Source organism: Zoogloea sp. (genome assembly GCF_030157465.1).
Classification (GTDB): domain Bacteria; phylum Pseudomonadota; class Gammaproteobacteria; order Burkholderiales; family Rhodocyclaceae; genus Zoogloea.
Genome location: NZ_JAOAUU010000174.1, coordinates 1 through 19,621 on the forward strand (window position 1 = coordinate 1; position 19,621 = coordinate 19,621).

Below are 19,621 nucleotides of genomic sequence, written 5' to 3' on the forward strand. Positions count from 1 at the left end.
GGAAACCTGCGCTTACAGACACGCGCAGACGCCACCCGCGAGAGGCTCTAAGATGACAGCGTGCGCTGCCCGTCGGGCGGCCGACCAGACCTGCCGGGAGCATGTCATGCCCCTTCGCCCTACCCTTCTCCGCCTCAAGGCCGCCGCAGTCCTCACGATCGCGGGCGCGGCAGCCCTGATCCTGCCTGCGGCCGCAGAGGCCCAGCAGATCTACATCAACACGCCCGTCCAGATGTACGCCGGCCCCGATCTCGATTACCCGATCGTCGCCACGCTCCATCCGGGCCTGGGCGTCGAGGTTGCAGGCTGCCTGCCAAACTACGACTGGTGCGATGTGATTCTCTACGACGGTCTGCGCGGCTGGGTTTTCGGCCGCAGCCTGTCCTATCCCTGGCGGGGCGACGCGCTGCCGGTGCCGCAATACGGCTCGGTCATCGGCATTCCGCTGATCTCCTTCGTCATCGGGGACTACTGGGGCAACCACTACCGCAACCAGCCCTGGTACGACGATCACCGCTGGCGTCGCCCACCGCCCCCTCAGCCAAGGGTCATGCCGGCACCGCCGCCGCAGTGGGGCGGCTGGCAGCAACCCTACCCGCACCGTGATGGCCGTGAACGTGCCTTCCCCCCGGATCAGGGCCGCCCCTTCACGCCGGATCGTGATCGCCCGTTTCCGCCGCGGCAGGACCGCGTGGCGCCGCCGCAGGGCCAGTCACCCCAGCAGCCCTATCCACCACCGCCCCGCCAGGAGCGCGAGCCGAACCGCGGTGGAGGCGGCATCAATGTCGCGCCGGCACCAGCGCCAGCGCCTGCCCCGTCCGTCGGTGGAGCCCCGCCCGCACAGCCGCGCCTGGAGAAGGATCGCTACTTCTTCCCGCATCGCACGGAAAGGGTGGACGCCCCCCGTCAACAGGAAGCCGTCCAGCCCCGCCCCACTATGGCCCCACCGCCCAGCGCGGCCCCCGCCATGCCGATGCCGCCCCAGCGCATCGAGGCGCCACGACCGCAGCGGGACATCGCCCTTCCGCCGCGCCACGACCGGGGGGAATCCGGCAACCGGCCGGACGCTCCGCGGGGCAACCCCTGAAAACCTGATCGCACGGCCCGCTAAGAAGCCCCGCCGACCTCTGCCGGTGGGGCTTCTTAGCTCAGCAGATCCGCGGCAGTTGCTCGCCGGCCAGCCAATCCACCATGCGGCGGCCGCCAAAGGCGGTTTTCATCTGCACGAAACGGTGCTCGTCGGCGATGACTTCGCCGATGCGGGCTGCGCGGGCGCCCAGCGGATGGGCCCGCAGCGCAGCGACGAGGGCATCCGCTGCGTCCGCCGGGCAGATGGCGACGAGCTTGCCCTCGTTGGCGATGTTGAGCGGATCGAGGCCAAGAAATTCACAGGCGGCGGCCACCTGCGGGTCGACGGGAATCGCCGCTTCGTCGAGAACGATGCCGACGCCGGATTGCTGGGCGATCTCGTTGAGCGTAGCCGCCAGCCCGCCGCGGGTCGGGTCGCGCAGCACGCGGGTTTGCGGCACCGCGGCGAGGGCTGCGGCAACCAGCCCGTGCAGCGCTGCGGTGTCGGAGCGGATTTCCGATTCGAAGGCCAGGTTCTCACGCCGGGCCATGATCGCCATGCCGTGATCGCCCAGCGTACCGGACACGATCACCGTGTCGCCGGGCCGCGCGTTGGCCCCCGAAAGCTCGCGCCCGGCCGGCAGCGCGCCGAGGCCGGTGGTGGTGATGAAGATTCCATCGCCCTTGCCCCTTTCGACGACCTTGGTGTCGCCGGTCACCACCGGCACGCCGGCCGCCTTGGCCGCGGCGGCCATGCTGGCAACAATGCGGGCCAGTTCGGCCAGCGGAAAACCCTCTTCGAGGATGAAGCTTGCGGCAAGATACAGCGGCCGCGCGCCCATCACGGCCACGTCGTTGATGGTGCCGTGGACGCACAGGCAGCCGATGTCGCCGCCGGGAAAGAACAGTGGCGACACCACATGGGCGTCGGTAGCCATCACCAGGCGTTCGCCAGGCGCGGGCGCCGGCAGTACCGCGCCATCGTCGCCGCGGCGCAGCCATTCGTTGTCGAAGGCTCGGCCGAACACTTCGCCGATCAGCTGAACCATCGCCCGCCCACCGCCGCCGTGGGAAAGATCAACGCTGCCGTGACGAAGGTCGAGGGGACGGATGTAGGTTTTTTTCATGTCACAGGTGTGGTCTCGGTCGGCAAGCCGTTTCCCATGTCACGCCGCCGTGACGGGAATGTCACGAAAACGCCCATAAGTGTAATGGGCCGCGCAGGCGCCTTCGGACGACACCATGCACGAACCCATCGGCGTTTCGGGGGTGCACACCGTGCCGAAGAGCTTGCAGTCGAGGGGCACCTTGACGCCGCGCAGGATGGCGCCGCAATCGCAGGATTTATGGTCGGGCACCGGCCGATAGCGGAGCCCGAAGCGGGCCTCGGCATCGAAGTCAGCAAAACGCTCGCGGATCTTCAGCGCTGAATTGGGCAGCACGCCAAGGCCGCGCCATTCAAACTCGCTGCGCAACTCGAGCACCTCGGCCATCAGCGCCTGGGCCTTGAGATTGCCCTCCTCGGTGACGGCTCGGGTGAATTCGTTTTCGACCTCGGCCCGGCCTTCATTCACCTGACGCACCAGCATGCGGATGGCCTGCATCACGTCGAGGGGCTCGAAGCCGGCGATCACCACCGGCTTGCGGTATTCAGCGGCAAAACCGGCGTAAGGGCGGGTGCCGATCACCGTGCTGACATGGGCCGGACCGATGAAGCCATCCAGGGGCACGATGCCGAGATCACGCACTTCCGGCGAATCCAGGATTGCGGTGATGGCCGGCGGCGTGAGCACGTGGCAGCACAACACGCTGAAATTCTTCAGGCCGAGCTTCGCCGCCTGGCGGATCACCAGCGCGGTGGGCGGCGTCGTGGTTTCAAAGCCGATGGCGAAGAACACTACCTGCCGCTCCGGCTCCCGTTGCGCCAGCGCCAGTGCGTCGGCGGCCGAGTAGATCATGCGGATGTCGGCGCCCCGGGCCCGGGCGCGCAGCATCGACAGGCCCTCCGAGGCCGGCACGCGCAGGGTGTCGCCATAGCTGCAAACAGTGACGCCCTCGTCCAGGGCCAGCTGGATCGCCTGGTCGATGCGGCCGATGGGCAGCACGCAGACCGGGCAGCCGGGGCCGTGGATCATGCGCACCGCGGGCGGCAGCAGGTCGGTGACGCCGTAGCGGGAGATGGCGTGGGTGTGGCCACCGCAGAACTCCATGAAGGCGTAGCGCCGGCCGGGCTCGACTTCGCGGGCGATGGCGGCGGCAAGTCCGCGGGCGATCTCGCCATCGCGAAAATCATCCACGTATTTCATCCGGCCACCCCGGCCGTATCGATGCCGGCTTCACGCATCAGCGCAAGGGTCTGCTCCGCTTCTTCCGGGTCGAGCCGGGTGAGCGCGTAGCCGACGTGGACGATCACGTAATCGCCCACGGTCAGGTCGTCGACCAGTTCGACGGAGATTGTTTTTCTCACCCCCCCCAGTTCGACCACGGCCTGGCCGTCAGGGAGAAGTGCGATGACACGGGTCGGGATGGCGAGGCACATGAGGGGCTCCTTCTGTCCTTCTGCTATTTCTGGCCGAGGCGCGCCTTGCGTTCGGCGGTATAGGCCCACCATGGCCGGGCCGGCTCACCGGCCATGAAGCGGGTGGCGGCGATGAAGGTGTCGAGCATGCACGGATCGACGCGCATGCCGGTAGCAGCGTTAAGCTCGGCGTAGAGCGCGTAGGGGTCGCGCCCGCAAAGCGCCGCCGGCGCGGTGATGCCGATACCGCGCAAGTCGTTGGCGACGGCCTTGCCGATGTTGGGAATATCCTCCAGCCGGCGCACGGTGGCGGCCGTGTGCAGCGATTTCTTGCCAGCCCGCGTCACAACAGCCCCCTTCGCAGTTCGGCCCGGGCAACCCAGGCCTGTCCGAGGGCGATGCCGCCGTCGCCCGGCGGAACGTGCTGGGCTTCGAAAACCGCCAGGCCACGCGCAGACAGCCTGGAACGCAGGCCGACGGCAAGCAGCCGGTTGTGCAGGCAACCGCCGGACAGGGCCACGCGGCGGATGCCGGTGGCCTGCGCGGCGTCGGCAACCCAGCGGACCAGCCCCTCGATCAGCGTGGCATGGAAGTGGGCGGCACCACGAGCGGCGTCCTGCTCGTCGACCAGCTGCATCAGGAGCGGGTAGAAGTTGAGCACCGCCATGCCGTCCGTCCGCGGCGCATCGATGTAGTAGCCGCCGGACAGCGGCAGGCTGTCGCCGAAGCGACGGGCCAGGGTTTCGAGGCGCATCGCGGCCTGGCCTTCGAAGCTCATCGCGTCGCAAACGCCAAGCAGGCCGGCGGCGGCATCGAACCAGCGGCCGAGGCCGGTACTGGGCGGGCAGCGGGTGCCGCGCACGAGCATCGATAAAACCTGCTCGACACCGGGCCGGTCGGCAAAGCGGAGGAGCGCTTCCTCGCCACGGCCCAGCGCGTGGAGCACGCCGCAGGCCATGCGCCAGGGCTCGCGGGCGGCGCGGTCGCCGCCGGGCAGCGGCAGCGGGCTGAGGTGGCCGAGACGGCGGAACTCGGCGCCATCCACGTACAGCAGTTCGCCCCCCCAGGGCAGGCCGTCGGTGCCGAGCCCGACCCCGTCCGCAGCCAGGCCGATCACCGGGCCGTCGAGGCGATGCTCGGCGCACACCGCGGCGATGTGGGCGTGGTGGTGCTGGACGGCGACGGACGGCAGGTCGAAGGCGTCGGCCATCTCCAGCGCGGCGCGGGTCGAGTAATAGTCGGGGTGGGCGTCGTGGGCGACGGCCGCCGGACGCACCGACAGGATGCTCTGCAGGTGGGCGGCGGCTTCATCCAGCGCCGTGCAGGCCGCCGGGTTGTCGAGGCCCCCGATGTGCTGGGACAAGAAGGCTTCGCTGCCACGGGCCAGGCACAGGGTGGCCTTGAAATGGGCACCAAAGGCCAGCACCGCCGGGCCGTCGTCATCCAGCGGCATCGCCAGCGGCGTAAAGCCGCGGGCCCGACGCAAAAACTGCACGCCGGCGCCAGTGGCCTCGCCGGCCGCGGCGGGAAGGTCGGGGCGCAGGCGCAGCACCGAGTCGTCACAGCGCACGACGATGTCGCGGTTGTGCATCAGCAGCACGTCGGCAATTTCGGAAAGGCGCTCGAGGGCTTCGTCGTTGCGCTGCACCAGCGGCTCACCATTGGGGTTGGCGCTGGTCATCACGAGCGCCAGCGGCTGCGCCTGGGCAAGCCATTCGGTGCCCGCCGGACGCCCCGCGGCCTCGTGAAAGAGCAGGTAATGGATCGGCGTGTAGGGGAGCATGACGCCGACTTCGTCGAGGTCGGGGGCAATGCCGGGAAAGGCCGTATCGAAGCCCTCCAGCTTGTCGAGCAGCACGATGGGCCGCTCGGCGCTCTCGAGCGCGGCGGCTTCGGGCGCCGACAGCCGGGCCCGGCCGGCCACGCTGGCGCTGTTGGCAAGCATCAGTGCGAGGGGCTGGTGCGGGCGTCCCTTGCGCTGGCGCAGGCGGGCCACCGCCTCGGGATTGGCGGCATCGCAGGCGAGGTGAAAGCCCCCCAGGCCCTTGATTGCGACAATCTCGCCAAGCTGCAGGCGGCGCAGGGTTTCGGCCAGCGGGTCGCGGGCAATGGCCGGCACGCCGTGGGCCTCGAAGAGGCTCAGTTGCGGGCCGCACACCGGACAGGCGTTGGGTTCGGCATGGAAGCGGCGGTCGCCCGGGTGGGCGTATTCGGCAGCGCAACCGGGGCACAACACAAAGCTGGCCATGCTGGTGCGCGCCCGGTCGTAGGGCAGGCTGCGCGTGATGGTGTAGCGCGGGCCGCAATGGGTGCAGTTGATGAAGGGGTAGCGCCAGCGCCGGTCGTCACTATCGAAAAGTTCGGCAAGGCAGGCGTGGCAAACCCCCACGTCGGGGCCGATGGCGGTGGCAACCGCACCTTCGGCGCTCGGCAGGATCACGAAATCCCGGCGCGCGTGGTCGGGCGGAATCACCTCGGGCTCGATGGAGTCCACCCGCGCCAGCGGTGGCGCCTCGCTGGCGAGGCACTGCGTAAAGGCATCCACCAGCGGCTCGCTGCCTTCAATCTCGATCTCCACCCCACCGCCATCGTTGCGCACCCAGCCGACAAGGCCGAGCGAGTTGGCAAAACGATACACAAAGGGCCGGAAGCCCACTCCCTGGACAACGCCACGCACGCGCAGGCGGCGGGCAACACGGGTCGGATCAACAACAATCAGCATGGGTGGCTCAGGCTTTCGCGGCACGTGCGGCATCCAGCGCCGCTTCAAGGGCTTTGACGCGGGCGCGCAAGGTGGCGACCGTCTCGTCACGGGCGACGCGCAGAGCGGCAAGGCGGGCATCGATCCAGCCCAGCCAGGCGTCGAAGCCCGCGCCGGTGGTGGCGGAAACCTGGATCACCTGCAGCCGCGGATTGACCCGCAGCGCAAATTCAATGGTCTTGTCCAGGTCGAAACTCAGGTAGGGCAGCAGGTCGATCTTGTTGATCAGCATCAGGCTCGCGGCAGCAAACATGTCGGGGTATTTGAGGGGCTTGTCCTCGCCTTCGGTAACCGACAGCACAACCACCTTGGCGGCTTCGCCCAGGTCGAAGGCGGCCGGGCAGACGAGGTTGCCAACGTTTTCAATGAGCAACAGGCTGTTCTCTGGCGGCACCATTTTTTCCAGGGCATGGCCAACCATCCGGGCGTCGAGGTGGCAGCCCTTGCCGGTGTTGATCTGCAGCGCCGGCGCACCGGTCGCGCGGATGCGCTCGGCGTCGAAGCTGGTTTGCTGGTCGCCCTCGATAACCCCCACCGGCACGCGGGCCTGCAGGGCTTCGATGGTGCGCACCAGCAGGCTGGTCTTGCCGGAGCCGGGGCTGGAGACCAGGTTCAGCGCGAGAATTCCGCGATCCTGCAGCCAGCCCCGGTTGCCCGCGGCGTAGCCGTCATTCTTGGCGAGGATGTCCTGCTCGATCTTCACCATCCGGGCCTGGCTCATGCCCGGCACGTCGGCGCCGGCCGGGCCCTGCCCATAATGCAGGCTCTCTTCGGCCGGGGCGTGACCGTGGCTGTGCCAGGTGCCATCGGCATGGCGATGAACGTGGCCGTGCGCGCCGACCGGCACCCATTTGTGGCCCTGCGCGTGCTCATCAGGCTTATCCAGAGCCAGGCCCTCGATGCGGGTTTCTCCGGTTCCGCAACCGCACACATTGCACATCTCACACCACCTTCATTCTATTTCCAGCTCCTTGACCCGCATTTCGGTGCCACCGGTGGTCTGCACCTGGTAGCCGCCGCAGCGCGGGCACGGATCATACAAGGTGTTGATTGCCACCGTCGCCGCGCAGGCAGGGCACCAGCCACAGCCGGGCACGGCCTCGATCTGCAGCCGGGCGCCTTCGGCGACACCGCCCTGCATCACCAGCTCGAAGCAAAAACCGAGCGCTTCTGGCTCGACAGACGCAAGCTGGCCGATTTCCAGCACCACGGTTCTCACCTTGCGAAAACCCTGGGCGCGGCCTGCATCCTCGACGATCTGACGGATTCCTTCCGCCAGTGACATTTCATGCATTCAATGATCTCCACCCGACACCACGCGCCCTGGATCCGCGCCGGCGGGTCTTTCACGATACCCTCTTCCATGGCCGAATTGCGAACCTGCGACCTGCACGACCCGACTCGGCGCGCCCGTTTCACCCGCCCTCGCTCCCCTCACCGCAAGCCGCAATGATCGCCAGGCGCGCCATGAAGACATTGACATGTTTCGCAATCCCATCCGGAGGCCGGCAGACGTAGCGGAAATTACTGTTTTTGACCGGATAATTCACGATCGGGCGACAAAAAATATGACTTTTCCCGCAGCCCCGGATATGTTCCCGATTCGTTCCAGGCCGCTCTGATTGAATCTTCCTGCCCATGAAAAACCTGCTGCCGGCGCTTGCCACCCTCGCCCTCCTTGCTGCACCGACTCACGCCCTGAGCGCCCCGGAAACTCCGCCGCCGCAGGCCGCCGCGGTTGATACAGCGCTGCCCGCCCCCCCCAAGGTCACCCGCTGGGAAGACACCGGCATGAAGCCGGCAGAGGCGCGGGAATGGCAGGACTACAAGTTCGCGCCCCAGGAAGCCATGAACTGGCAGCAGGCAGGCTTCTTACCCCTGGTCGCACGCAGCTGGTCGGACAAGGGCTTCGACGCCGATGAGGCCCGGGTCTGGCGTGACTCGGCCCGGAGCAGCCGGACCATGATGGCCGACCTGGACCACTCCGACCCCGCCGCCTGGAAACGGGAAGGTTTCTCGCCGCAGGATCGGCTCGCCTGGTGGGATGCCGGTTTCGTCTTCGATGACGCAGTCCTTCTGGCCCGCGCCGGCATGACGCCCGTCCAGGCAGCCTGGCACGGCCAGGAAAAGCTGAAGGAACTGCGCGGCGATCAACCGGGGGCAGGCAAACCGCAAAACGGCGCCGGAGCATCCCCGGAGGCACCGGCGGCCCTCAGTGCGGCCGGCGCGTGGGCGATTCTTGGCCCCTTCCTGAAATTCGGCCTGCTGGCCATGCTGGCCATCATGGCCGGCGGCCTGGCGTTTTTCTTTTACCGGCGCGCCCAAACCAATCGCAAGCTGGCCAAACTCAAGCCCGACGCGCCCGACAGCGAGGCGCCCCCGGTAAAGCGCAAGTCGCAATACCCCGAAAAACGCAAGCCGGCCCGCGAAGTCCGGCTCATAAAGGGCTCCAAGCCCCGCTGCGTGCACTGCAAGAGCGAGAACGTGCGGCCGTCACAGATGCACCCGCACAAGTTCGCCGGAATCAACTTCACCGACTATTTTCGCTGCAGGGCGTGCGGCCGGCATTTCGCCATCGTCAGCTACACGCCGATCGTGCTCACCGGCGGCGGCCTTGCACTGGCGCTGATCCTCGTCCTCGCCTCCTTCATCTACCTGTTCTCCGTCGGCTGAGCGCCACACCCCCAGCCCGCACAAAGCCCGCTCAGAAGGCCAGCCACTCACCGATCAGGCGGTACTCGGCGCCGCGCATGTCCTGCTTGAAGCGGCCGTAGCCGTCAGACGAGGAATAGCCGCCCAGATCGAAACGCTCGCAGCCCTGAGAGCGCATGGCCCGCGCCGCGTGCCACAGCAGGAAGTTGCCAGCCTTGGCCTGGCGCGCCTCGGGGCCATACCAGCCGATAAAATATTCGGCACTGCGCCCAAAGCGAAAAGCGATCATGCCCGCCACCGGATGCCCGCCCTGCAGCACCCGGAGCACAAAGAAATCCTCGGGCGCATGGCACTGCAGCGCCCGTAGAAAATCCACCGGCGTCCCGGAGAAACCCTTCTCCTGCATGTGCTCGCCATGGCGGGCGAGAATCCAGTCGACCGCAGCCTGCTCGGTGGACACATCGAATTCGAGCCCGCCCCGCTCCGACACCTTGAGATGATTGCGCCAGTTTGAACTGAGCTTTCTGCGCAGCGCCTCATCGTCGAGCCGCAGATCGAGCACCGCCGAACACCAGCCCGCCGCCCTGCGGGAGCGAAAGCCGGCCGCCGACAGCCAGGCACGGTGGTTTTCGGAATCGGCCAATCCCGGAGCAATCACCAGCACCCCGCGCCGGCCAAAGCGCCAGCGCTGACGCAGTGCCGCGTACACCGCCTGCACCTCCTCCGCAGCGGGGCTGACGGCCAGCAACAGCGGCCCGCGGTTGATCCGCGCCGCCACGGCCAAGCCCAGAACCCGCTTGACGAGCACCTGGCAGATCGCCACCGGCTGGCCGACCCGCTCGAAAACCATTCGCTCGACGCACCAGCCACCCGACGCCACCTTGGCTTCACCATAGGCCCAGGACTGCACAATGGCCGGCGCCTCGATCCGGTTGAACAGCGCATCCCATTCCTGGCGGCTACGCACCTCCCGGATAGAACATGCGCCGACCGGCACGGCCGCAGCAGACTGAACATTGGCGCAGGTAACCGCTTCTTTCATGACATCGCAGGCAAATACTGAATGAGCCGCGATGCTACCTGCCAGCGGCCGGCAAGCCACGGCAGGGAGTCACGATTGGACACACTTTCCGCCCAGGCACCACAGAAGAAAGCACCAAAAAAAGAGCCCGGCTCGCGCCAGGCTCTTTTTACTGCACGACAACACTCATCAACGCTGGACTTGGGTCACATCCCGCACGGCGCCGGTATCGGCACTGGTGGTCAGCGCTGCGTAGGCCTGCAGCGCAGCAGACACGTGACGAACCCGGTTGGCCGGCTTCCAGCCCCGCGCGTCCTGTGCAACACGACGCGTGGCGAGATCCGCCTCGCTGACCACCAGGTGAATGCGGCGGTTGGGAATGTCGATCTCGATGATGTCGCCCTCTTCCACCAGGCCAATGGCGCCGCCACAGCCGGCTTCCGGCGAGGCGTGGCCGATCGACAGGCCGGAAGTACCGCCCGAGAAACGCCCGTCGGTGAGCAGTGCACAGGATTTTCCGAGGCCCTTGGACTTGAGATAGCTGGTCGGATAGAGCATTTCCTGCATGCCGGGGCCGCCCTTCGGGCCTTCGTAGCGAATCACCACCACGTCGCCGGCAACAATCTGGTCGGCAAGGATCGCGGCGACCGAATCTTCCTGACTTTCGAACACGCGGGCGCGGCCGGTGAACTTCCAGATCGATTCATCGACTCCGGCGGTCTTCACGATGCAGCCCTTCTCGGCGATGTTGCCGTAGAGCACGGCAAGGCCGCCGTCCTGACTGAAGGCGTTGGCCTTGTCGCGGATCACGCCGTGGCTGCGGTCCATGTCCAGCTCGTTCCAGCGACGATCCTGGCTGAAGGCCACCTGCGTCGGCACGCCGCCGGGCGCAGCCTTGTAGAAGTTGAAGACGCCGGAATCATGGGCCTGCATCACGTCCCACGAGGCCAGGGCTTCAGCCATGGTCTTGGTGTGAACGGTGGGCAGGTCGGTGTGCAGCAGGCCGGCGCGGGCGAGTTCGCCCAGGATCGCCATGATGCCGCCGGCGCGGTGCACGTCTTCGATGTGCACATCGGCCACGGCCGGAGCCACCTTGCACAGGCAGGGCACCTTGCGCGAGATGCGATCGATGTCCTTCATCGTGAAATCGACACCGGCTTCCTTAGCCGCAGCCAGCAGGTGCAGCACGGTATTGGTCGAGCCCCCCATCGCCACATCGAGGGTGATGGCGTTTTCAAAGGCCCGGAAGCTGGCGATGGAGCGCGGCAGCACCGACTCGTCATCCTGCTCGTAATAGCGGCGGGCAAGATCGACGATGGTCTGGCCGGCGCGCTTGAAGAGCTGCTCGCGGTCGGCGTGGGTCGCCAGCACGGTGCCGTTGCCCGGCAGCGACAAGCCCAGCGCTTCGGTCAGGCAGTTCATCGAGTTGGCGGTAAACATGCCGGAACAGGAACCACAGGTCGGACAGGCCGAACGCTCGATGGCGTCCACTTCCTCGTCGGAGCAGCTGCTGTCGGCCGCCTTGACCATTGCATCGACGAGGTCGAGGGAGATCACCTTGGCTTCCCACTTGACCTTGCCCGCCTCCATCGGCCCGCCGGATACGAAGATTGCCGGGATGTTGAGGCGCAGCGCGGCCATCAGCATGCCCGGGGTGATCTTGTCGCAGTTGGAGATGCACACCATCGCGTCGGCGGTGTGGCCATTGCACATGTACTCGACGCTGTCGGCGATCAGGTCGCGGCTGGGCAAGCTGTAGAGCATGCCGCCGTGGCCCATGGCGATGCCGTCGTCGATGGCAATGGTGTTGAATTCCTTGGCTACGCCGCCGGCTTTCTCGATCTCCCGCGCGACCAGCTGACCGAGATCCTTGAGGTGCACGTGGCCGGGCACGAACTGGGTGAAGCTGTTCACCACGGCGATGATCGGCTTTTCGAAATCGCCATCCTTCATGCCGGTGGCGCGCCACAGGGCGCGGGCGCCGGCCATGTTGCGACCGGCGGTGGAAGTGCGGGAACGGTACTGGGGCATTTCGGCGGACTCCGTGTTCAACAAATTGATTATTGCCAATCTACCATTCTAGCGCTTTGCGCCAGCCCCGCCGCGCCACAATTCAGTCGGGGCGCCCCGCTCAAACCCGAAAACGGGCGACGGTCTGCTGTAGCTGGCTGGCCAGGCTCTCCATGTCCCGGGCCGCGCTGGCCGTGGACTCGACCGCTGCGTTGTTGTCCCGGGCCATCGCGGCAATCGCCTCGATGCTCGACGCAACCGCGGCGCTGGCACCCCGCTGCTGCTCGGTCGCCTCGGCAATCTCGTCGAGGCCATGGCCAACCGCGGCCACCGATTCGTTGGCCGACGCGATGGCACCGGACACCGTGCTCACCGCATCGCGGCTGGAGGCCAGGTGGTCCAGCCCCTGGTGGATCGCCGCGCGCACGGCCACCGACTGACGGCTCAACTGGGCCGTGACGGCATCGATGTCTCCGGCCGACCGGGCGGATTTCTCGGCCAGCTTTCGCACTTCGTCCGCCACCACGGCAAAACCGCGGCCCTGTTCCCCGGCGCGGGCGGCCTCGATGGCGGCGTTGAGTGCCAGCAGGTTCGTCTGCTCGGCAATTTCACGCACTTCCCGGGTCATGCTCGTGATGGCTGTCGTGGATTCGACAAACTGCTCGACGGAATTTGCCATCTGGCGCACCGCGTCTTCGGCATGACCGACTTCGGTCACCAGCGAAACGAGCGTCGAACTGCCGTCCTCGGCACGGCGCAGACTTTCCTGGGAACGTTGATGCACGCGCTCGGCGCTGGCCGCAACCTGGGCGATGTTGGCCGCCATGTGGTCCACCGACGTCGCGGCGTGCTCGGTCTGGTCATGCTGGCGACGCGAGCCATCGGCCACACGGTCTGCACTGGCCGACAACTGCTGCGCCGAGCCGGTCACCTGCGCCGCGGATTCGCTCACCTGGCGTACAAGCTGGCCGATGGTGCCCAGCATCTCGTTGAAGGCGGTCGCCATCTGGCCGATCTCGTCGCGCCCCGCCACCGGCAGGCGACGGGTCAGGTCGCCCTCGCCCTTGGCGATCTCGGCAAGGCCGCGATTCATCGCGGCAAGCGGAATGACCACGAAGCGGCGGATAAAGATGATCACGAAGCCGATCAGCGGCAAGGACAGCACCAGCGCGCTGACGACACTCTTCCACATGAAGGCATCGACCGCCTCATTCACCTTCTCGAGGGAGACCTTCATGCTGACAAGGCCGAGCGGCGTGCCCGCCGGCACCTGGTGACAAGCAATGCAGTTCTTGCCGAGATAGTTCTCGGCGGCCAGGGCCGGCTTGACGACCCGCAGGTATTCACCGTTTGTCGCATCGTGCTCGACACGCACCACCTCTTGCCGGCTGGCCAGCGCGGCCTGCTCGTCGGCATCGAGTACCGGCATGGCGCGGCTGCCCGCCCCAAACTGCCGGCTCACCGCCTCTGCGCGAATCACCCGCAGATCCTTGATAACCGACAGCTGCGTGATCTGGTCGAGAAAGACTTCCCGCTGCCCGATCGTGCCGGTGATCATCATGCCGGTCAGGCCGGCCATGGTCATTTCGTGAATGCTGTGAGCGAAATCCTCGGCCTGGGCGATGGCGGTAGTCCGGTTGACACGAGTTTCCCAGGCAATCATGCCCATCCAGGCAATCACCAGCATCAGCCAGATCGCGCCGGTCAGGCGCAGCCAGATCGGCGTATCGGCAAGTTTGCGCATCTTCGTATCCTCAAGGCGACATTGCGCGGCACACGCCGTACTTGTCGTGGCCAGGTTTACGGCAATCCGGCGGGGTCTCTTGAGGTGCGGGCCGCGCAGGCTGAGCGCAAAGGCCGGCGGAGGGGCGGATCAACGCGCCGGCTTGGGGACTGCCGGGCGGGTATTGAGGCGCTGGGTCGCGGCGTTCCAGTCGGCCTTTGCCATCAGGGGCCAGGCCTGGAGCGCGCGGTCGAGGGAATCGTCGATGAGGTCGGACTCCTCGCGACCGGGCCGCTTGAGAACGAAATTCACCACTTCGTTGCGGTCGCCGGGATGGCCGATGCCAACCCGCAGGCGCCAGAAATCCTGGGTGCCCATGTGGGCGGTGATGTCTTTGAGACCATTGTGGCCACCGAGTCCGCCACCGAACTTGAGGCGCAACTGGCCGGGGGGAATGTCGAGCTCGTCATGTACGACGAGGATTTCCGCCGGAGTGATGCGATAGAAACGCGCCAGTGCAGCCACCGACTGGCCGGAGCGGTTCATGAAAGTCTGGGGCATCAGCAGCCACACGCCATCGCCGCGGGCATTGGCGGCAAGGCCGTGAAAACGTGCTTCCTTGCTGAATGAGACGCCCAGCTCGCGGGCCAGGCGCTCACAAAACCAAAACCCGGCGTTGTGCCGGGTTTCAGCGTACTCCGCGCCGGGGTTGCCAAGGCCGACGATGAGCTTCGGTGCAAGCTGGCTCATCGTCTCAAACGCCCTGCAAACCCGTCAGGCGATCAGGCAGCCGGGGTTTCTTCGGCAGCGGCTTCGCCACCACGAAGCGCCAGGATGCTGGCCACGACCGGGTCTTCACCGTGGGTCAGGGCCTTCACGCCGTTCGGCAGGTTCAGGTTGGAAACGTGAATCGACTGGCCGCTGGCCAGGTTCTTCAGGTCGACTTCGATGAACTCGGGCAGCGCGGACGGCAGGCACTCGACGTCCAGCTCGGTGATCTGGTGAGCAACCATGCCGCCGTCGAGCTTGACGCCCGGGGCGATGTCGGCGTTCACGAAGTGCAGCGGCACCTTCACGTGGATCTTGTGGGTGGCGTCAACGCGCTGGAAGTCCATGTGCAGCACTTGCTGCTTGTACGGGTGCCATTGGGTGTCGCGCAGAATGACGGTCTGGGTGGCGCCGTCGAGAACCATGCTCAGCACGGAAGCGTGGAAAGCTTCGTTACGCAGGGCGTGGTAGATCTCGTTGTGATCGACTTCGATCTGGACCGGTGCACCGGAACCGTAAACGATGGCGGGAACGCTACCTGCGCGACGCAGGCGGCGGCTCGCACTCGTGCCCTGCAGAACGCGCGTCTTGGCATTGAATTGAATGGTCATTCTTGGAACTCCAGTTAAGTGACCCGTCCGCGACCAGACGGGCTGAAAAAAGCCGGAAGGTTTTCACCCACCGGCTCGAATGCTTTTGCGGCTTACTCGTTGAACAGCGAGCTGACCGACTCTTCGTTACTGATCCGCAGGATCGTGTCGGCAAGCAGCTCGCCGATGGAGACAGTGCGGATGCGCTTGCAGGCACGGGCCTCGTCGGACAGCGGAATGGTATCGGTCACCACCAGCTCGTCGAGATCGGATTCGTTGATGCGGCTGATCGCCGGGCCGGACAGCACCGCATGGGTACAGTAGGCCATCACGCGCTTGGCACCGTTTTCCTTGAGCGCCTGGGCTGCCTTGCACAGGGTGCCCGCGGTATCGACGATGTCGTCCATGATCACGCAGGTACGGCCTTCGACTTCACCGATGATGTTCATCACCTCGGACACGTTGGCCTTGGGACGACGCTTGTCGATGATCGCCAGGTCGCACTCGAGACGCTTTGCAAAGGCACGGGCACGAACCACACCACCCACGTCGGGTGAGACGACCATCAGGTTGTCGTACTTCTGCTTTTCCAGATCATCCAGCAGCACGGGGGCGGCGTAGATGTTGTCTACCGGAATGTCGAAGAAGCCCTGGATCTGGTCGGCGTGAAGATCGACGGTAAGGACGCGCTGGACGCCGGCGGCCTGGAGCATGTTGGCCACCACCTTGGCGGTGATGGGCACGCGGGCCGAACGGGGACGGCGATCCTGACGGGCATAGCCGAAGTAGGGAATCGCTGCGGTGATGCGACCGGCGGAAGCCCGCTTGAGCGCATCCACCATGATCAGCAATTCCATGATGTTATCGTTGGTGGGAACGCAGGTCGGCTGGAGGACGAAGACGTCCTTGCCGCGTACGTTCTCGAGAAGTTCGACATTGACTTCGCCATCAGAGAACCGCCCGACAGTGGCGGAACCCAGAGATTTCCCAAGGCGGCGAACTACGTCTGCGGCCAGTTTGGGATTGGCGTTGCCGGTGAAAACCATCAGGCTGCCCGAAGCCATGATCACCTCTCGTTACTGCAAAATGAAAATCGTAAAACAAAAACGGGCAGGTTTTTGGCCTGCCCGCTGAATTTGGCTGGGGAAGAAGGATTCGAACCTTCGAATGCCGGAATCAAAATCCGGTGCCTTGACCAACTTGGCGACTCCCCAATAATCGTTTTCGCTACCTACACAACCCAACCCTTCAGTGGATGCCTGTCCAGCCCTTCGGCTACCCAGACCTTCCAGCCCTGCGGGGCCAAGCCTGCAACCTGCTCCGCTTTTTCCTTCGAATTGAAGGTTGCGAATATGCAGGCACCTGAACCGCTCATTCTTGCTGCCCCATATTGAGACAACCAGCTTAGCGCTTCAGCCACTTCGGGAAACTTCTTGCAGACTGTTGCCTGCATGTCGTTTCGCGTTGTGTGCATCGCGAAGGCCCGCATTATTAGGATTTCGCTATCGCGCGTCAACCCCTTTTCAGAAAAAACTTCAGCAGTGGGCACGGCGACGTTCGGCGCGACCACCACATACCAGGCCGGCGGCACGCTCATGGGCTGCAGATCCTCGCCGACACCCTCGGCAAAAGCGGTCTCGCCGAAGATGAAGAAAGGCACGTCCGCACCGAGATTCAGGCCGATTTCCTGCAGACGGGTGCGGGACAAACCACAGCACCAGAGACGGTTCAGGCCGATCAGCACGGTGGCCGCATCCGAACTGCCACCTCCCAGCCCGCCGCCCATCGGAATCCGTTTGAGAACGCCGATATCGGCGCCGAAGGGGCTACCGGTGGCAGCCTGCAGCGCGCGGGCGGCCCGCACGACGAGGTCGGATTCGGGCGGCACGCCCGGCACCTCGGTGGTGCGCACGATGGAGCCGTCGTCGCGCCGGGCCAAGGTGATCTCGTCGCCCCAGTCGAGCAGGCGGAAGGCCGTCTGCAGCAAATGGTAGCCATCCGGGCGGCGCCCGACGATGTGCAGGAAAAGGTTGATCTTGGCCGGCGCGGGCAGGCGCAGCGGCAAGGCGGGATCCAGTTCGGGGAGCGTCATGAGTCAGGGGTTCCAGGCATCAACGATCAGGCGCAGGCGGGTATCGCCGCGGTGAATGTCGATCTTGCGCGGCAGGGAGTCGGGGGACTCGTCCGCGTATTCGGTGTATTCGATGCTCCAGCCCTGGTCGACGACGCTGCGCAGGCGACCCAGGGCGTCCAGCTCACGCACCCGGGCGCCGGCATCCGGCCGACCGGTCACCCAGCGCGGCAGGCGCGCAAACGGCGCCTCGACGCCAAACAGGGATTCGGCCAGCTCGCCGGCTGAGGCCGCTTCCGATCGACGCCCGTCGGCGAGGGTCATGCGTGCGCCGGCGGCGTCGGCCTCGATGCGCGCCAGCCCCTGACCGAGGGGGCCGGTAAATAGCCAGTCGTCGCGGGCGACATCGTGCTGCCAGTCGATGCCGACGGCCGCCGTACGTTCGCCGTCACGCACCTGCAGGCGGCCTTCAAGGGCGAAGCGCGGCAACTCGGCGGCCACCGGCCTTTCGGCGGCGGGAGGGTGAATCTCGGACACGGCGCAGCCCGCCATGCCGAGGGCAAAAGCCAATATCAGGAATCTCACGGCGCGGGGGTCAGGGTTTGAATTTCTTGATCACATCGACGAGCACACTGCTGTCGGGGTTCGCCTTGGCGGCGTCGCGCCAGACCCTGGCGGCTTCGTCGCGTCGGCCGAGCGCCCACAACACCTCGCCGAGGTGAGCAGCGATCTCCGGATCGGGACGCAGGCCATACGCCTTTTGAAGCTGCTCCAGCGCGCCGCCCGTATTGCCCCGGCGGAACAGGGTCCAGCCCAGGCTGTCGATGATGAAGGGGTCGTCCGGCGTCAGGGCCAGGCCCTTGCGGATCAGCGCTTCAGCTTCGTCGAGACGCTGATTGCGATCAGCCAGCGAGTAGCCGAGGGCGTTGTAGGCATGGGCGTGATCCGGCTTGAGGGCGATGAGCTTGCGCAGCCGCCCTTCCATGACGTCGACGCGGCCGATCCGCTCGGCGGTGAGGGCGGACTCGTAAAGCAGGTCGATGTTTTCCGGCTCGGAGCGCAAAGCGCTGTCCAGCACCTCGAAGGCGTCGTCATTGCGATTGGCGTCACGCAGCAGCTGGGCCTCCATCAGCACATATTGAACGCGATCCGCCGGCGCCTCGCGGGCGATCGTCTGCAGATGCTGCCGGGCCTCGGCCAGCTTGCCGCGCGCGACCAGCACCCGCGCGATGCGCCCCTGGGCGCCAACGAACTGGCTGCCGGGCTCGACCGCGCGGTACCAGCCGATGGCATCGTCGGCGCGCTTGGCGTCCTCGGAAATCTGCCCGAGATACATGCGAACCGTGTCCTGGTCACCGAAACCAAGACTCAGCAAATGCCGCAGATGCCGCTCGGCAGCGCTCCGGTCACCCTGCTGCATGGCCAGCAGCGCGGCGGCGTGAACAACGTCGCGATCGTCCGGGCTGCGCTTGAGCAGGAGTTCGAACTGATCCCGCGCGGGAGCGAACTGCTTTGCCGCCACCAGCAGGCGCGCCAGGGTGATGCGGGGCTCGCGGGCGTCCGGATTGCGGGCTACGTAGTCACGCAGCGTTTCGAGGCCCTTGCCGGGGGAGACCTCCTGCTGCAGCTGGGCCTGCAGGATCACCGCCTGCTCCCAGTCCGGCCGCAGGCGCAGGGCACTGTCGAGGGCTTCGGTGGCCCCGGACGGGTCACCGGCAATGTAGGCCGCGTTGGCGCGGGCAAAATGGGCTTCTGGGTGGTCTAGATAGGGCTCGGTCAGCCGGACAACCAGGCTGCGGATCAGGACCTTGTCGGGAATGCGGGCCAGGCCGCGGTTGAGCCCCATCAGCGCCGCGCCGATCTTGTCACCCTGCTGGGACAAGGCCTTCGCCAGCTGAGCTTGCAGCTCGTCGATACGCGCACCGCTGGCAACCGCGCCGGAGGCAAGCTGCTGGGCCTGCAGCGAACCCGGATCGAGTTCCAGCCACAGCCGCGACGCGTCGCCGGAGAGATCGGCCTGGCGCGTAAAAACGGCTATCTCGGCGGCACGCCGGGCAATCCGCGCATCGCGGGTACGCCGGGCCAGGTCGAGATAGGACTGGGCCGCCATGACGCTCTGGCCACGGGCGCCGGCCACTTCGGCAAGCAGGAGTTGATAGAAGATCTGCGGCGTCAGCTCCTGGGCCGGATAGATCGCCTGCACGCCCTCGCTCGCCTCCTCCGCACCATCGGGTGTGGCGTCAGGACTCTGGGCATGGGCGCCCCCTGCCGGCAGCCCGGCGGTAAAGAACAGAAAAGCAAGCAGGCGGACCGGACGCGCGAGGCGGAAATTTGGCTTCATCAAAGACTCGGACAAAACGTTCTGGAGTGGATGCTTCAGGCATGCCGGACGGGGGCAGGTGCACGCCCCACACCCGCTTGGATTGCGCCGCTACAATA

18 protein-coding genes and 1 tRNA gene are annotated in these 19,621 nt (G+C 66.3%); 2 read left to right on the forward strand and 17 right to left on the reverse strand.

Features of this window, described 5'->3' with window-relative positions; all coding sequences use genetic code 11:
- The first annotated feature begins 106 nt into the window (after window positions 1–106).
- A complete protein-coding gene (locus tag Q1W26_RS21095) occupies window positions 107–1,087 on the forward strand; it encodes an SH3 domain-containing protein (RefSeq protein ID WP_300444774.1) in 981 nt (326 codons plus the stop codon).
- A gap of 61 nt (window positions 1,088–1,148) precedes the next feature.
- Here Q1W26_RS21095 and hypE read toward each other — a convergent pair whose 3' ends face one another.
- Genes hypE through hypA form a run of 7 tightly spaced genes read right to left on the reverse strand, consistent with a single transcriptional unit; the run spans window position 1,149 to window position 7,641 of the window.
- Window positions 1,149–2,195, reverse strand: a complete 1,047-nt coding sequence (gene hypE / locus Q1W26_RS21100) for a hydrogenase expression/formation protein HypE (protein ID WP_300444776.1) — start codon at window positions 2,193–2,195, stop codon at window positions 1,149–1,151.
- A 39-nt stretch (window positions 2,196–2,234) separates the two neighbouring features.
- On the reverse strand, window positions 2,235–3,374 hold the full coding sequence (hypD, locus tag Q1W26_RS21105) for a hydrogenase formation protein HypD (RefSeq protein ID WP_300444778.1): 1,140 nt from the start codon (window positions 3,372–3,374) through the stop codon (window positions 2,235–2,237).
- A complete protein-coding gene (locus tag Q1W26_RS21110; RefSeq protein ID WP_300444781.1) occupies window positions 3,371–3,607 on the reverse strand; it encodes a HypC/HybG/HupF family hydrogenase formation chaperone in 237 nt (78 codons plus the stop codon). The genes hypD and Q1W26_RS21110 overlap by 4 nt, the downstream gene beginning before the upstream one ends.
- A 23-nt stretch (window positions 3,608–3,630) precedes the next feature.
- On the reverse strand, window positions 3,631–3,933 hold the full coding sequence (locus Q1W26_RS21115; protein ID WP_300444784.1) for a helix-hairpin-helix domain-containing protein: 303 nt from the start codon (window positions 3,931–3,933) through the stop codon (window positions 3,631–3,633).
- Window positions 3,930–6,308 (reverse strand): carbamoyltransferase HypF, encoded by a 2,379-nt coding sequence (gene hypF / locus Q1W26_RS21120; RefSeq protein ID WP_300444788.1) that lies wholly within the window; start codon window positions 6,306–6,308, stop codon window positions 3,930–3,932. The genes Q1W26_RS21115 and hypF overlap by 4 nt, the downstream gene beginning before the upstream one ends.
- 7 nt (window positions 6,309–6,315) lie before the next feature.
- Window positions 6,316–7,287 carry a hydrogenase nickel incorporation protein HypB gene (hypB, locus tag Q1W26_RS21125; protein ID WP_300444790.1) on the reverse strand — a complete coding sequence of 324 codons (972 nt, stop codon included), beginning with the start codon at window positions 7,285–7,287 and terminating at the stop codon, window positions 6,316–6,318.
- Window positions 7,288–7,299: 12 nt separating this feature from the next.
- Window positions 7,300–7,641: a hydrogenase maturation nickel metallochaperone HypA gene (gene hypA / locus Q1W26_RS21130; RefSeq protein ID WP_300444792.1), complete on the reverse strand. Its 342-nt coding sequence runs from the start codon at window positions 7,639–7,641 to the stop codon at window positions 7,300–7,302.
- 344 nt (window positions 7,642–7,985) lie between these two features.
- On the opposite strand from hypA, the gene Q1W26_RS21135 reads away from it, so the two are divergent.
- The gene (locus tag Q1W26_RS21135; RefSeq protein ID WP_300444794.1) at window positions 7,986–9,020 is read left to right on the forward strand and encodes a hypothetical protein; all 1,035 of its coding nucleotides are present in this window, start codon (window positions 7,986–7,988) and stop codon (window positions 9,018–9,020) included.
- A 31-nt stretch (window positions 9,021–9,051) separates the two neighbouring features.
- On the opposite strand, the gene Q1W26_RS21140 is transcribed toward Q1W26_RS21135, so the two are convergent.
- The 10 genes from Q1W26_RS21140 to Q1W26_RS21185 form a co-directional block, all read right to left on the reverse strand.
- Complete coding sequence (locus tag Q1W26_RS21140; RefSeq protein WP_300444796.1) at window positions 9,052–10,041, reverse strand: GNAT family N-acetyltransferase; 990 nt, start codon at window positions 10,039–10,041, stop codon at window positions 9,052–9,054.
- A gap of 168 nt (window positions 10,042–10,209) precedes the next feature.
- Window positions 10,210–12,051: a dihydroxy-acid dehydratase gene (ilvD, locus tag Q1W26_RS21145; RefSeq protein ID WP_300444799.1), complete on the reverse strand. Its 1,842-nt coding sequence runs from the start codon at window positions 12,049–12,051 to the stop codon at window positions 10,210–10,212.
- A gap of 100 nt (window positions 12,052–12,151) precedes the next feature.
- On the reverse strand, window positions 12,152–13,774 hold the full coding sequence (locus Q1W26_RS21150) for a methyl-accepting chemotaxis protein (RefSeq protein WP_300444802.1): 1,623 nt from the start codon (window positions 13,772–13,774) through the stop codon (window positions 12,152–12,154).
- A 129-nt stretch (window positions 13,775–13,903) separates the two neighbouring features.
- A complete protein-coding gene (gene pth / locus Q1W26_RS21155) occupies window positions 13,904–14,503 on the reverse strand; it encodes an aminoacyl-tRNA hydrolase (RefSeq protein ID WP_300444805.1) in 600 nt (199 codons plus the stop codon).
- 32 nt (window positions 14,504–14,535) lie between these two features.
- Window positions 14,536–15,132: a 50S ribosomal protein L25/general stress protein Ctc gene (locus Q1W26_RS21160; RefSeq protein ID WP_300444808.1), complete on the reverse strand. Its 597-nt coding sequence runs from the start codon at window positions 15,130–15,132 to the stop codon at window positions 14,536–14,538.
- 92 nt (window positions 15,133–15,224) lie between these two features.
- The gene (locus Q1W26_RS21165) at window positions 15,225–16,175 is read right to left on the reverse strand and encodes a ribose-phosphate pyrophosphokinase (protein ID WP_300444811.1); all 951 of its coding nucleotides are present in this window, start codon (window positions 16,173–16,175) and stop codon (window positions 15,225–15,227) included.
- Window positions 16,176–16,248: 73 nt separating this feature from the next.
- Window positions 16,249–16,325 (reverse strand) — tRNA-Gln (locus Q1W26_RS21170).
- Window positions 16,326–16,342: 17 nt separating this feature from the next.
- On the reverse strand, window positions 16,343–17,203 hold the full coding sequence (gene ispE, locus Q1W26_RS21175) for a 4-(cytidine 5'-diphospho)-2-C-methyl-D-erythritol kinase (RefSeq protein ID WP_300444814.1): 861 nt from the start codon (window positions 17,201–17,203) through the stop codon (window positions 16,343–16,345).
- A 3-nt stretch (window positions 17,204–17,206) separates the two neighbouring features.
- Window positions 17,207–17,767 carry a lipoprotein insertase outer membrane protein LolB gene (gene lolB, locus Q1W26_RS21180; RefSeq protein WP_300444816.1) on the reverse strand — a complete coding sequence of 187 codons (561 nt, stop codon included), beginning with the start codon at window positions 17,765–17,767 and terminating at the stop codon, window positions 17,207–17,209.
- Between the two features lie 10 nt (window positions 17,768–17,777).
- Window positions 17,778–19,523, reverse strand: a complete 1,746-nt coding sequence (locus tag Q1W26_RS21185; RefSeq protein ID WP_300444819.1) for a tetratricopeptide repeat protein — start codon at window positions 19,521–19,523, stop codon at window positions 17,778–17,780.
- Window positions 19,524–19,621: the final 98 nt, after the last annotated feature.

Bases quoted from the DNA above. Each gene is read 5' to 3' on its own strand.
- Q1W26_RS21095 (WP_300444774.1), top strand. From the start codon at position 107: ATGCCCCTTCGCCCTACCCTTCTCCGCCTCAAGGCCGCCGCAGTCCTC.
- hypE (WP_300444776.1), bottom strand. From the start codon at position 2,195: ATGAAAAAAACCTACATCCGTCCCCTCGACCTTCGTCACGGCAGCGTT.
- hypD (WP_300444778.1), bottom strand. From the start codon at position 3,374: ATGAAATACGTGGATGATTTTCGCGATGGCGAGATCGCCCGCGGACTT.
- Q1W26_RS21110 (WP_300444781.1), bottom strand. From the start codon at position 3,607: ATGTGCCTCGCCATCCCGACCCGTGTCATCGCACTTCTCCCTGACGGC.
- hypF (WP_300444788.1), bottom strand. From the start codon at position 6,308: ATGCTGATTGTTGTTGATCCGACCCGTGTTGCCCGCCGCCTGCGCGTG.
- hypB (WP_300444790.1), bottom strand. From the start codon at position 7,287: ATGTGCAATGTGTGCGGTTGCGGAACCGGAGAAACCCGCATCGAGGGC.
- hypA (WP_300444792.1), bottom strand. From the start codon at position 7,641: ATGCATGAAATGTCACTGGCGGAAGGAATCCGTCAGATCGTCGAGGAT.
- Q1W26_RS21135 (WP_300444794.1), top strand. From the start codon at position 7,986: ATGAAAAACCTGCTGCCGGCGCTTGCCACCCTCGCCCTCCTTGCTGCA.
- Q1W26_RS21140 (WP_300444796.1), bottom strand. From the start codon at position 10,041: ATGAAAGAAGCGGTTACCTGCGCCAATGTTCAGTCTGCTGCGGCCGTG.
- ilvD (WP_300444799.1), bottom strand. From the start codon at position 12,051: ATGCCCCAGTACCGTTCCCGCACTTCCACCGCCGGTCGCAACATGGCC.
- Q1W26_RS21150 (WP_300444802.1), bottom strand. From the start codon at position 13,774: ATGCGCAAACTTGCCGATACGCCGATCTGGCTGCGCCTGACCGGCGCG.
- pth (WP_300444805.1), bottom strand. From the start codon at position 14,503: ATGAGCCAGCTTGCACCGAAGCTCATCGTCGGCCTTGGCAACCCCGGC.
- Q1W26_RS21160 (WP_300444808.1), bottom strand. From the start codon at position 15,132: ATGACCATTCAATTCAATGCCAAGACGCGCGTTCTGCAGGGCACGAGT.
- Q1W26_RS21165 (WP_300444811.1), bottom strand. From the start codon at position 16,175: ATGGCTTCGGGCAGCCTGATGGTTTTCACCGGCAACGCCAATCCCAAA.
- ispE (WP_300444814.1), bottom strand. From the start codon at position 17,203: ATGACGCTCCCCGAACTGGATCCCGCCTTGCCGCTGCGCCTGCCCGCG.
- Q1W26_RS21185 (WP_300444819.1), bottom strand. From the start codon at position 19,523: ATGAAGCCAAATTTCCGCCTCGCGCGTCCGGTCCGCCTGCTTGCTTTT.